This is a genomic window from Methylobacterium pseudosasicola, assembly GCF_900114535.1.
GTDB classification, from domain to species: Bacteria; Pseudomonadota; Alphaproteobacteria; order Rhizobiales; family Beijerinckiaceae; genus Methylobacterium; species Methylobacterium pseudosasicola.
This window is the reverse complement of the sequence record NZ_FOTK01000014.1, coordinates 34,610-47,204: the sequence shown is the minus strand read 5'-3', so window position 1 is coordinate 47,204 and position 12,595 is coordinate 34,610. Positions and strand designations below refer to the sequence as shown.

Below are 12,595 nucleotides of genomic sequence, written 5' to 3'. Positions count from 1 at the left end.
CGCCGCGTCCGGAAAGGGCGTGCCGGGCGTGACATCCTGAATCGTCGCGCTGCCCCTCTCCCGCCCCGCATGCGCGGGGCACCCTCCCCCGCAGAGGGGGGAGGGTGGTTGGCGGTTCAGTGGCTGATCATCCAGGGCCGTGCGCTCGGAAAACTCTTGGCCGCGGCGGGGGCCGCGGTCGTCTTCTTCGGCGAGCAGCAGCCGCAGCCGGCCCCGTGGCCCGAGGAGCGCCGCGGCGCGTGGCGGCTGCGCTCGTTGGTGGCGTGGGCGGCCTTGAGCTCGGCATCCATGCCGGAGATCCGCGGCGCGGTGAGGAAGGCCCGCTGGCAGGCCTCCCCGCAATCCGGGCAGGCCTGCGGATCCTTGAACTCCGCCATCGGCCGCATGGCGGTGAACGGCCCGCAGGCCGCGCAGGCGTAATCGTAGACGGGCATCACGATGCTCCCGGTGAAAATCAGAGCGAGGCGGACGCTATTGGAAGGGCGCGGGTCCCCTCTCCCGCACGGGAGAGGGGGCCTGTCGCGTCAGCCGCGACCGCTAGGGAAACGAACCCTCACAGGTCCGGCGAGAGCGGCATCTGGATCGAGCCGTCCAAAAACTTGGTCGGCCCATCGGCGCCGGGATTGATGTCGAACTCGAAGATCTTGGTGGGAATCCACAGGGTCGCGCAGGCGTTCGGGATGTCGACCACCCCCGAGATGTGCCCCTGGACCGGCGCTGTGCCGAGGATCGAGTAGGCCTGCGCGCCCGAATAGCCGAACTTCTTCAGGTATTCGATCGCGTTGAGGCAGGCCTGCCGGTAGGCGATGTGAACGTCGAGGTAATGCTGGCCGCCGTGCTCATCGACCGAGATACCCTCGAAGATCAGGTGGTCGTCGAATTTCGGTGTGATCGGCGACGGCTTGAAGATCGGATTCTTGATCCCGTACTTCGCCATGCCGTCCTTGATCAGCTCGACCTTGAGATGGACCCAGCCGGCCATCTCGATGGCGCCGCAGAAGGTGATCTCGCCATCGCCCTGGCTGAAATGCAGGTCGCCCATCGAGAGCCCGGCCCCGGGGACGTAGACCGGGAAGTAGATCTTCGAGCCGCGCGACAGATCCTTGATGTCGCAATTGCCGCCATGCTCCCGGGGCGGGACCGTACGGGCGCCCGTGGCGGCGGCCGCGTCCTTCGCCTCGCCCGTCAGCCGGCCCATATGGGCGGTCGGCCCGAAGGGCAGGGTGGCGAGCGCCGGCACGCGCTCGGGATTGGTGTCGTAGAGCGCCTTCTCGCGGGTGTTCCAAGTCTCCAGCATCTTCGGATCGGGCAGGCAGCCGATCAGGCCGGGATGGATCAGGCCGGGGAAGCGCACGCCCGGCACGTGGCGGGACTTGGTGAACATCCCCTCGAAGTCCCAGATCGACTTTTGGGCCTGCGGAAAATGCTCGTCGAGGAAGCCGCCGCCGTTCTTCTTGGAGAAGAAGCCGTTGAAGCCCCACTGGCTCTCGGGCTTGGCGCCGATGTCGAGCAGGTCCACCACCAGCAGGTCGCCCGGCTCGGCACCCTCGACGCCGATCGGACCGGACAGGAAGTGGACGATCGACAGGTCGATGTCGCGCACATCGTCGGCGGAATCGTTGTTCTTGATGAAGCCGCCGGTCCAGTCGTAGGTTTCGACGATGAAGTCGGCGCCTGGCTTCACAGTGGCGACCATCGGGATGTCCGGGTGCCAGCGGTTGTGCACCATGTCGTTGTCGTAGGCCGATTGCGTCAGATCGACCTTGATCAGCGTCTCGGGCATGTTCTGTCTCCAGCTCCCTAGAACCTTGGGGCGGACCCCATCCGCGCGCCGTTGCGCGAACCTCACCCGCTCGCGAGCAGCTCTTTCAGCGCGTCGTCGAGGATCTTGATGTCGTCCGGACTGGTGCCGGGGCCGCCGGCGAAATGGCCCCACCACGTGTCGATCACGCGCAGCTCCGCGTTCGGCATGGCGGCCGCCTCGATGGCGTTGTCCTCGGGCGGGAAGTACAGGTCGGTGGAGGCGGGCATCAGGATCGCCTTGGCGCGGATCGCGCCCAGCGCGGCCTTGAAATCGCCCTTGAACGTGTCGTTGGCGCTGATGTCGCCGTGCTGCCAGGTCCACAGCATGGCGAGAAGGTTGTTGGCGTCGCGCGCGTAGAACAGCCCCTCCCAGAACCCGATGAGGAAGTCCTCCAGGGAGGCGTAGCCCATGTGGGTGATGTCGGCCTCGAGCCGGTAGAAGGTCTGCGACAGGCCCCAGCCCGCATAGACCCGGCCGAAGGCGCGCAGGCCCCGGGTCGGCGGGCTCGTGTACCAGCCCTCCGCCCAGGCGGCGTCGGCCTGGAGCGCCGCCTTGGCGCCTTCCAGGAAGACGTAATTGTGCCGGGAGCACTTGGCCGAGCCCTGAAACGGCAGGATCCGCGGAACCATGTCGGGGTACATCGCCGCCCAGTGGTAGGTCTGGAGCGCGCCCATCGACCAGCCGGTGACGAGGACGAGTGTCTCGATCCCAAAATGCTCGGTGACGAGGCGGTGCTGGGCGCGGACGTTGTCGTAGGCCGTGACGTTGGGGAAGCGCGGGCCGTTCCACGGCGCCGGCGTGTTGCTCGGCGAGGACGAAAGCCCATTGCCGAACATATTCGGGATGATGATGAAGTATTTGTCCGGATCGAGGGCCTTGCCGGGGCCGATCAGCCATTCGTTCTCGGTGTGCTGGCCCGAATACCAGGTCGGGTAGACGATGGCGTTGTCCTTGGCGGGGCTCAGGGTCCCGAAGGTCTTGTAGGCGAGCTTGGCCGCACGCAGCGTCTTGCCGCATTGGAGCACGAAGTCGCCGAGTTCGAAGATCGCGTGATCGGCCATGTGGGCGCCCCTAGACCGACAGGAACCGAGCGACGGCCGCCTCGTCGATGCCGTCCCGCGGCGCCTCGTGGACGATGGCGCCGTTCTCCATCACGATCACCCGGTCGGCGACGTCGAGGGCGAAGCTCAAAACCTGCTCGGACACGACGATCGACAGGCCGCGATCGTCGCGGATCTTCTTCAGGGTCCGGCCCATCTCGCGGATGATCGAGGGCTGGATGCCCTCCGTGGGCTCGTCCAGAAGCAGTACCTTCGGGCGGCTGGCGAGCGCCCGGGCGATGGCGAGCTGCTGCTGCTGCCCGCCGGACAGGTTGCCGCCGCGCCGCCCCTTCATCTCCAGCAGGACCGGGAACATCTCGTAGAGGTCCTGCGGCACCTTGCGGGCGCCCGTGACCGTCAGGCCGGTCTCGATGTTCTCCTGGACCGTCATGGTCGAGAAGATCATGCGGCCCTGCGGCACGTAGGCGAGGCCCTTGGCGACCCGGGCATGACTCTTGAGCCCGGCCACCTCCTCGCCCTCGACGCGGATCGCCCCGGACTTGACGGGCACGAGGCCCATCAGGGTCTTCATCAGGGTGGTCTTGCCCATGCCGTTGCGGCCCATCACGGCGACGATCTCGCCGGGCGCCACCGAGAAGGTCAGCCCGTGCAGGACCTCGCTCTGGCCGTAGGCGGCGTGCAGGTCGTGGACGTCGAGAGCCGGGGTCACGTCCGGGATCGCGGCGCGTGGGGGCGCCTTGGCGAGGGGCGGGTGCGCGGTCTGGAGCGACGCCATCGTCAATGTCCCAGGTAAACTTCGATGACCTTCGGGTCGGTCTTGACCCGCTCCATCGACCCTTCGGAGAGGACCTTGCCCTGGTGGAGCACGGTCACCCGGTGGGCGATGTCCTCGACGAATTTCATGTCGTGCTCGATCACCAGCACCGAGCGGCCCTTGATGATCTGGTTGAGCAGCTCGGCGGTCTTGATCCGCTCACCGACGCTCATCCCGGCCACCGGCTCGTCGAGCATCAGCAGCTCCGGGTCCTGGATCAGCAGCATGCCGATCTCGAGCCACTGCTTCTGGCCGTGGCTCAGGAACTCGGCCCGCTCCTTGAGCTGGTCCTTCAAAAAAATCGTCTGGGCGATCTCGTGGATGCGGTCGCGGACCTCCGCGTCGCGCTTGAAGGTCAGGGCGCCGAACACCGATCGCCCACGGGGGAACGAGATCTCCAGGTTCTCGAACACCGTGAGGTCGTCGTAGATCGACGGCGTCTGGAACTTGCGGCCGACGCCGGCCTGCACGATCGCGCTCTCGGAGAGCTTGGTCAGCTCCTGGCCCTTGTACTTGATCGAGCCGGTGCTGGCCTTGGTGCGCCCGCAGATCAGGTCGAGCACCGTGGTCTTGCCGGCGCCGTTCGGGCCGATGATCACCCGGATCTCGTCCGGGTCGACGTAGAACGACACGTCGTTGACCGCCTTGAAGCCGTCGAACGAGACCGTCAGCGCCTCGACGGCGAGGAGGTAATCCGCCGGCATCGCTTCGGCGCCGACCACGGGGGAGGAGAGGAGCGCGGCGTTCATGGGTTCCTCACTCGGCCGGAGCGCCAACGGGCGCCTTTTGGGACGGGGCGATGGCGGGCGGGGGCGCGCGCAGGCCCTTCACCCGGCGGGTCAGGCGGGGCTCGATCTGCTCGCGCCAGATGCCGGCGAGACCGTTCGGGAAGGCGAGCACGACGGCGATGAACAGCGCGCCGAGGCCGAACAGCCAGAGGTCGGGAAAGCTCTCGGAGAAGCTGGTCTTGGCCCAGTTCACCAGCAGCGTGCCCCAGACCGCGCCGAACAGGGACAGGCGCCCACCGACCGCGGCGTAGATCACCATCTCGATGGAGGGCACGATGCCTACGAAGGACGGGGACATGAACCCGACCTGGAGGGTGAACATCGCCCCGCCGATCGCCGCGAAGCCGGCCGCCAGGCAGAAGGCGAAGACCTTGAAGCCCGCCACCGAGTAGCCCGAGAAACGGACCCGGTCCTCCTTGTCGCGCATGGCGACCAGGATGCGGCCGAGCTTCGACTTCTTCACGTATTGCGCCGCCAGGATGCAGGCGATGAGCAGGCCGCCGTTGACGAAGTACAGGATCACCTTGGCGTGGTCGGTGCGGATGTCCCAGCCGTGGAGGGTGCGCAGATCCGTGATGCCGTTGATGCCGCCGGTGTAGCCCTGCTGGCCGACGATCAGGATCGTCAGGATCGCGGCGATCGCCTGGGTGATGATCGCGAAATAGGTGCCGCCGACCCGGCGCTTGAACATCGCATAGGAGATGATCAGCGCGAACAGGACCGGGACCGCGACCACCAGGATCAGGGTCAGCGGCAGGCTTTTGAACGGCTGCCAGAACCACGGCAACGCGGTGATCTGGTTCCAGTCCATGAAGTCCGGGATGCCCGGGGTGGACTGGATTTTTGTATTTTCGACACTCGAAGCTTCGAGCTTCAAGTACATCGCCATGCAGTAGCCGCCGAGCCCGAAGAACACCCCCTGGCCTAAGGACAAAATACCGGCATAGCCCCAGCAGATCACCAGCCCGAGGGCCACGAAGGCGTAGGTGAGGTACTTGCCGACGAGGTTCAGGCGGAAGCCGTCGAGGGCCAGCGGCAGGACCACCAGGATCACCCCGGCGAGGAGAGCCAAGCTCAGCCACTCCACCGGCTTCATGAACGGGTTGTCGTTGACGGTGACCGACTTGGTCAGGGTCTGGACCGGATTGGTCATCGAAAAATCCTCAGCGCCGGACCTTGAGGGTGAAGAGGCCCTGCGGCCGCAACATCAGGATGCCGACCACCGCGAGCAGGGTGATCACCTTGGCCATCGAGCCGGAGAGGAAGAACTCCAGGGTCGATTGCGTCTGGGAGATCGAGAAGGCCGACGCGATGGTGCCGAGCAGGCTCGCGGCGCCGCCGAACACGACGATCAGGAAGGTGTCGACGATGTAGAGTTGGCCGGAGGTCGGCCCCGTCGAGCCGATCATCGTGAAGGCCGAGCCGGCGACGCCCGCGATGCCGCAGCCGAGGCCGAACGTGTAGCGGTCGACCTTCTCGGTATCGATGCCGACGGCGCCGGCCATGGCGCGGTTGGCCATCACGGCCCGGACCTGCTGGCCAAAGCGCGAGCGGAAGATCAGCAGCGCCACGCTCACGGTGATCAGGATGGTCACCGCCATCACGAACAGGCCGTTGACCGGGATCTCGATCGTGTCGGTGACCTGCACCGAGCCGATCAGCCAGGACGGCAATTCGACGCCGACCTCGCGGGCCCCGAAGATCGACCGGTAGGCCTGCTGCAGGATCAGCGACAGGCCCCAGGTGGCGAGCAGGGTGTCGAGCGGGCGCTTGTAGAGGAACCGGATCAGGCTCCACTCCACCAGCATACCGAGCGCCCCGGACGCGAGGAACGCCAGCCCCATCGCGACGAAGAAGTATACCGGGAACAGGGCCGGCAGGTAGCTCTGGCAGAGCGACGAGCAGAGATAGGTCACGTAGGCCCCGAGGATCATGAATTCCCCGTGGGCCATGTTGATCACGCCCATCTGCCCGAAGATGATCGCCAGCCCCAGCGCCATCAGCAGGTAGACCGAGAACAGGATCAGGCCGGCAAAGCCCTGCATGGCGAAGATCGCGCCGAGGTCGCCGAGGGAATACTCGCCCAACATTTTCTCGTGTCTCCGATCCGACATGCGTCTCGCCGCTGGCGAGCGCCCGTGATCTCATCCAACCACCTCATCCTGAGGCGCCGCAGCGCAGCGGAGGCCTCGAAGGAGGGCTCCAGAAGTCTCAGTGGGTGCTGGAGGGCTCCTTCGAGGCAGGGCGATCGATGATCGCCCTGCACCTCAGGATGAGGTTGCGTCTTGGAGGCGCCTGACCGGCGGCGACTACTGGTAACCCTTCGGGAAGGGATCGGGCTTGATCAGCTCCGGGCTGGTGTAGACGATCTCGAACTGGCCGTCGGGCTTGGCCTTGCCGACCCGGGTCTTCGACCAGAGGTGATGGTTCTCGTCGATCTTGACGTAGCCTTCCGGCGCGCCCTTGAACTCCAGGCCGGGCGAGGCCGCGACCACCTTGTCCACGTCGAAGGAGCCGGCCTTCTCGCAGGCCATCTTCCACAGGAACGGGCCGAGATAGGCCGCCTGGGTGACGTCGCCGATGACCGTCTTCTCACCCCACATCTTCTTGAAGGCGGCGACGAAGGCCTTGTTGTTCTCGTTGTCGATCGACTGGAAGTATTTCATGCAGGCATAGGCGCCAGCGATGTTCTCGCCGCCGATGCCGTCGATCTCGTCCTCGGTGACCGAGATCGTCATCAGCACCTGCTTCGACAGGTCGATACCGGCTGCCTTGAGCTGCTTGTAGAACGCCACGTTCGAGCCGCCGACCACGTCGGTGAAGATCACCTTTGGCTTGGTCAGCTTGATCTTGTTGATCACCGAGTTGAATTGGGTGTGGCCGAGCGGGAAGTATTCCTCGCCGACCACCTTGCCCTTAAGCACGTTCTCGACGTGCTTGCGGGCGATCTTGTTCGAGGTGCGCGGCCAGATGTAGTCCGAGCCGATGAAGTAGAAGCTGTCGCCGCCCTTTTCCTTATGGACCCAGTCGAGCCCGGCGAGGATCTGCTGCGTCGCCTCCTGGCCGGTGTAGAACACGTTCTTGGACTGCTCCAGGCCCTCGTAGAAGGTCGGGTAGTACAGGAGGCCGTTATACTGCTCGAATACCGGCAGCACTGCCTTGCGCGAGGCCGAGGTCCAGCAGCCCATCACGGCGGCGCAATGGTCGTTGACCAGGAGCTTCTTGGCCTTCTCGGCAAAGGTCGGCCAGTCGGAGGCGCCGTCCTCTTGGATGATCTTGATCTTGCGGCCGAGCACGCCGCCGGCCTCGTTGATCTGCGCGATGGCGAGCTTCTCGGCCTCCTGGGCGCCGGTCTCGGAGATCGCCATCGTGCCGGTGACCGAGTGCAGGATGCCGACCGTCACCTCGGTATCGGTCACAGCGAGGCCCGTGGTGTTCACCGCCGAGGTCGGGGCCGCGGCCCAGGCCCCGCGGGGCATCAGCGCGAGGGCCGGCGCGCCGGCCAGACCCATGAGCAGCCTGCGCCGCAACGGGGAACGCAAGCCGTACTTCGCGCCAGTCTCGGTGTCGTCAGCCATCATGCCTGCCTTAATTCGCGTCCGGGCCTTGAGAAGCGGCTCGGATCGACCAGTCCAGGCTAGGTCTTCGGTTGCACTGCGGCCTATACGATGTTTTGCGTATGGCCGTCCTCTTGCATTGCCTGCACCATCGCGGCGCAAAAGTCTGAGGGTTCGTTGGGAGCAAGGGCGGAGAGCGTGGGCAGCGCCCGGGCCCTACATCGTTCGCGCGCGCGCGGGAACGGGCCCTTCCGCATGCGCCGGACCGGGCTGCGATGAGCGGCCCCCAGCGCATCATCCCGATCCGCCGGGACTACAACCGCTTCGTCGCCGACGAGACGCTGGAGGATTACGCCCTCCGCTTCACCGCCAAGAAGGCGCGGCGCTGGTCCGGCTTCCAAGTGGCGCAGACGGCTTTGGGCTCGGTCTCGTTCCTGGCGTTGGAGGCGATCGGCGGGACGCTGGCGCTGACGGCCGGGTTCCCCAACACGCTGGCCGCCGTGCTGGTGGTCGGCCTGATCATCTTCGCCACCGCGGCGCCGATCACCGTCTATGCCGCCCGCTACGGGCTCGACATGGACCTGCTGACCCGCGGCGCCGGGTTCGGTTATCTCGGCTCCACGGTCACGTCGCTGATCTACGCGAGCTTCACGTTCCTGTTTTTCGCCATCGAGGCGGCGATCATGGCGCTGGCCCTGCAGCTCTGCTTCGGGCTGCCGCTCGGCATCGGCTACCTCGTCTGCGCCGGCGCGGTGATCCCGCTGGTGGTCTACGGCATCCGGCTGATCAGCCGCTTCCAGATCTGGACGCAGCCGCTTTGGGTGGCCCTGAGCCTGCTGCCGCTCGCCTTCATAGCTGCGCAAGGCCCGGAGCCCCTGCACGCATTGGCCGATTTCCCAGGCCTCGATGGCGGCGGAGCGGCGTTCGATGTCAGCCGGTTCGGGCTCGCCACCGGGGTGCTGCTGGCTCTGCTGGCGCAGGTCGGCGAGCAGGTCGATTTCCTGCGCTTCGTGCCCGAGCCTGTCGGCCAGCGCGACTGGCGCTGGTGGCTGGCGGTGCTGTCGGGCGGCGCCGGCTGGATCGTGCCCGGCATGCTCAAGATTCTGCTCGGTGCCGGTCTCGCGGTCTTGGCGCTCGGCCACGGCGTCCCGCCCGAGCACGCCGCCGAGCCGACCCGGATGTACGCGGTGGCGTTCGGCTACGTGACCGGGGAGGGCGGCCGGGCGGCGCTGCTGCTCACCGGGCTGTTCGTCCTGGTCTCGCAGCTCAAGATCAACCTGACCAACGCCTATGCCGGCTCGATCGCGTGGTCGAATTTTTTCTCCCGGCTGACCCACAGCCATCCGGGGCGGGTGGTCTGGCTGGTGTTCAACGTGGCGATCGCGGTGCTCCTGATGGAGCTCGGCATCGACAAGACCATCGAGAGCACGCTGCCGCTCTACGCCTCCGTGGTCTCGGCCTGGGTCGGGGCGCTGGCCGCGGACCTCGCGGTGAACAAGCCGCTCGGCCTCTCGCCCAAGGGCATCGAGTTCAAGCGCGCCCACCTCTACGCCATCAACCCGGTGGGGACCGGCGCCATGGTGGTGGCGCTCGCCGTCGGCGGCCTCGCCTATGCCGGCCTGCTCGGGCACGCGCTCCAGCCCTTCGCGCCGCTCCTGACCCTGGTCACCGCCTTCAGCGCGGCGCCGGTGATCGCCTGGGCCACCGACGGCCGGTGGTACCTCGCCCGGAATCCGAAGCGCGACTGGGGCGCGTCCGAGATCACCTGCCGGGTCTGCGAATTGCCCTTCGAGGGCGAGGACATGGCCCATTGCCCGGCCTACGACGCCCCGATCTGCTCCCTGTGCTGCTCGCTCGACGCCCGCTGCGGCGACCTGTGCAAGCCGCACGGCCGGCTGGAGGCCCAGGCGCAGCAGGCGCTGGGCCGGATCCTGCCGGGCCGCACCGCCGCCTGGATCGGCGCGCCGCTCGGGCGCTACCTCGCGGTCATGCTCACCCTCTGCGCGGTGATCGGCCTGATCCTGGGGATCGTGCATGCGGGGGCGACCATCGCGCATCCCGAGCACCGCGATGTCCTGCGCATGGCGCTCACCAGCGTGTTCTTTATCCTGGTGGTAATCCTCGGCGTGGTCGCGTGGCTGTTCGTGCTTGCCCAGGAGAGCCGGCGGGTCGCCCAGGCCGAGACCATGCGCCAGACCGCCCTCTACGAGGCTGAGATCGCGGCCCACAAGCTTACCGACGCCAAGCTGCAGGAGGCCAAGGAGCGGGCCGAGGCCGCCAATCAGGCCAAGAGCCGCTACGTCGTCGGCATCAGCCATGAGCTGCGGACGCCGCTCTCCACCGTGCTCGGCTACGCCCAACTCCTCGAATCCGACCCCGCGATCCCGGCCCCGCGTCTCAACGGCATCCGAGTGATCCGCCGCAGCGCCCAGCACCTGTCCGGGCTGATCGATGGGCTGCTCGACATCTCGCGAATGGAGGCCGGGCGGCTCGAGATCCACCGGGACGAGGTCCGGCTCACCGAATTCCTCGACCAGCTGGTCGACATGGTCCGGCTCCAGGCTCGGGAGGCGGGACTGGAATTCCGGTTCTCGCGGCCGGAGATCCTCCCCGCGGTGGTCGCCACCGACGAGAAGCGCCTGCGCCAGGTGCTGCTCAACCTCCTGTCCAACGCGATCAAGTTCACCGAGGCCGGCACCGTCTCGCTGGACCTGAGCTATCGCAGCCAGATCGCAATGTTCACGATCCGCGACACCGGCCCGGGCATCCCTGAAGCCGATCTGGCGCGGATCTTCCAGCCGTTCGAGCGGGGCTCGACCCCGGCCGCCCGCAGTACCCCGGGGACAGGGCTCGGGCTCACCATCGCCGACCTGCTGGCGCAGCTTCTGGGCGGCGAGATCACCGTGGCGGCGGCCCCCGGCGGCGGCACCCAGGCGCGGCTGCGGCTGATGCTGGCCTCCGTCGTGCAGCCCGCCCCGATCGTGCTGCCCGCCCCGGCCTCCGCGCCGGAGCGCGCCTATGCCGGCGCCCGCCGCACGATCCTGGTCGCCGACGACGATACCGCCCACCGCGCCCTGATGCGGGCGATCCTGGAGCCGCACGGGATTTCTGTGATCGAAGCCGGCTCGGGGCCGGAATGCCTGGCGGCTGTGGCCAGGGGCGGGATCGACCTGATCCTCCTCGACATCGCGATGCCGGGCATGAGCGGCTGGGCCGCTGCGGCGACCCTGCGGGCGGAGGGGCATACGGGGCCGATCGCCATGATGTCGGCCAACGTCCACGAGATCAGCCCCGTGCGCGGCGACGACGCCCCCCACGACGCGATCTTCGCCAAGCCCTTCGACCTGCGCGACGTGCTGGAGCGGATCGGCAAGCTGCTCCATCTCGAATGGACCGACGCCGCGACGCCCGCCTTGCGCGAGCCGGCCTCGGCCCTCGGGCAGGCCGGCCATCCGGGCCCCGAACATGTCGGCGAATTGCTGCGCCTGGGCCGGATCGGCCATATCCGCGCCATCGAGGCCAAGCTCGCTCAGATGGATGGCGATTCAACGGTTCCGCCCGCCTTCGTGGCGCAGATGCGTGGCCTCGTGGAGGGCTACGACCTGCGCCGCTACATCTCGGTCCTTCAGGGGCTCGCCCGCCATGGCTGAGGCGCCGACGAACCAGCCGAGCCGCGACGTCGTCCTCGTCGTGGACGATTCGCCCGACACGCTGAGCTTCCTCACCGAGGCGATCGAGCGCTCCGGCGCCACCGTGCTGGTGGCGGTGGGCGGCGACCTCGCCCTCACACTGGTCGACGAGATTACCCCGGACGTGATCCTGCTCGACGCGATGATGCCCGGCATGGACGGGTTCGAGACCTGCCGGCGGCTCAAGGCCAAGCCCCAGCTCGCCGGGGTGCCGGTGATCTTCATGACCGGGCTCAGTGAGACCGAGCATATCGTGAAGGGCCTGAGCGCCGGGGGGATCGACTACGTCACCAAGCCGATCGCCCCGGACGAGATCCTGGCCCGGATCCGCGTGCATCTGGCGAGCGCCCGGGCTGCGCAGAGCGCCCGGGCCGCCCTCGACACGGCGGGCCGCACCCTGTTCGCGGTCTCGGAGGCCGGGGCGGTGCTGTGGTCGACCCCGCAGGCCGGGAGGCTGCTGGCCGGGCTCGGCCCCGATCCGTCGGGCGTCCTCGAACTGCCCGCCCGTGCCCGGGACTGGCTGCGCGGCTGCCTCACCGGCGTCTCGGCCAACGCCCTGACGCTCACCGGCCGCGACGGCACGGCCTACGCGTTGAGCTTCATCGGCCGCACCCCGGAGGAGATTCTGCTGCGCCTGTCGCGCGAGGAGGCGTCCGGCGGCGTCGAGCGGCTGCGGGCGCGGCTCCCCGTCACCGGCCGCGAGGCCGAGGTGCTGCTCTGGCTGTCCCGGGGGAAATCTAGCCGCGACATCGGCGAGATCTTAGGCCTCAGCCACCGCACCGTGACCAAGCACCTTGAGGGCATCTACGCCAAGCTCGGCGTCGAGAATCGCACCGCCGCCTCGATCATCGCGGCTCGCCACCTGCAGGACTGAATGCCTGC

The 12,595-nt window shown here is 67.6% G+C and carries 10 protein-coding genes; 2 read left to right on the top strand and 8 right to left on the bottom strand.

Translation table 11 applies throughout. The annotated features are described in order from the left end of the window. Positions 1-116 precede the first annotated feature (116 nt). From BM228_RS15020 to urtA, 8 genes are all read right to left on the bottom strand, one after another. Positions 117-434: an FmdB family zinc ribbon protein gene (locus BM228_RS15020; protein ID WP_092041931.1), complete on the bottom strand. Its 318-nt coding sequence runs from the start codon at positions 432-434 to the stop codon at positions 117-119. A gap of 119 nt (positions 435-553) precedes the next feature. Then, complete coding sequence (gene fmdA, locus BM228_RS15015) at positions 554-1,783, bottom strand: formamidase (RefSeq protein ID WP_092041928.1); 1,230 nt, start codon at positions 1,781-1,783, stop codon at positions 554-556. A gap of 62 nt (positions 1,784-1,845) precedes the next feature. Further along, the gene (locus tag BM228_RS15010) at positions 1,846-2,865 is read right to left on the bottom strand and encodes an alpha/beta fold hydrolase (RefSeq protein WP_092041926.1); all 1,020 of its coding nucleotides are present in this window, start codon (positions 2,863-2,865) and stop codon (positions 1,846-1,848) included. 10 nt (positions 2,866-2,875) lie between these two features. Continuing rightward, complete coding sequence (gene urtE / locus BM228_RS15005; RefSeq protein ID WP_244537150.1) at positions 2,876-3,640, bottom strand: urea ABC transporter ATP-binding subunit UrtE; 765 nt, start codon at positions 3,638-3,640, stop codon at positions 2,876-2,878. Positions 3,641-3,642: 2 nt separating this feature from the next. Next, a complete protein-coding gene (gene urtD / locus BM228_RS15000) occupies positions 3,643-4,428 on the bottom strand; it encodes an urea ABC transporter ATP-binding protein UrtD (protein ID WP_092041924.1) in 786 nt (261 codons plus the stop codon). A gap of 7 nt (positions 4,429-4,435) precedes the next feature. Continuing rightward, positions 4,436-5,620, bottom strand: coding sequence for an urea ABC transporter permease subunit UrtC (gene urtC / locus BM228_RS14995; protein ID WP_092041922.1), 1,185 nt, complete (start codon positions 5,618-5,620; stop codon positions 4,436-4,438). A 10-nt stretch (positions 5,621-5,630) separates the two neighbouring features. Continuing rightward, positions 5,631-6,557 carry an urea ABC transporter permease subunit UrtB gene (gene urtB, locus BM228_RS14990; RefSeq protein ID WP_092041919.1) on the bottom strand — a complete coding sequence of 309 codons (927 nt, stop codon included), beginning with the start codon at positions 6,555-6,557 and terminating at the stop codon, positions 5,631-5,633. A 219-nt stretch (positions 6,558-6,776) separates the two neighbouring features. Then, positions 6,777-8,045 (bottom strand): urea ABC transporter substrate-binding protein, encoded by a 1,269-nt coding sequence (gene urtA / locus BM228_RS14985; RefSeq protein ID WP_092042079.1) that lies wholly within the window; start codon positions 8,043-8,045, stop codon positions 6,777-6,779. 254 nt (positions 8,046-8,299) lie between these two features. Between urtA and BM228_RS14980 the strand changes: the two genes are divergently transcribed. Then, entirely contained in the window at positions 8,300-11,674 is a 3,375-nt protein-coding gene (locus tag BM228_RS14980) for a hybrid sensor histidine kinase/response regulator (protein ID WP_092041916.1), read from the top strand. Beyond that, on the top strand, positions 11,667-12,587 hold the full coding sequence (locus BM228_RS14975) for a response regulator transcription factor (protein ID WP_092041913.1): 921 nt from the start codon (positions 11,667-11,669) through the stop codon (positions 12,585-12,587). The genes BM228_RS14980 and BM228_RS14975 overlap by 8 nt, the downstream gene beginning before the upstream one ends. The last annotated feature ends 8 nt before the right edge of the window (positions 12,588-12,595 follow it).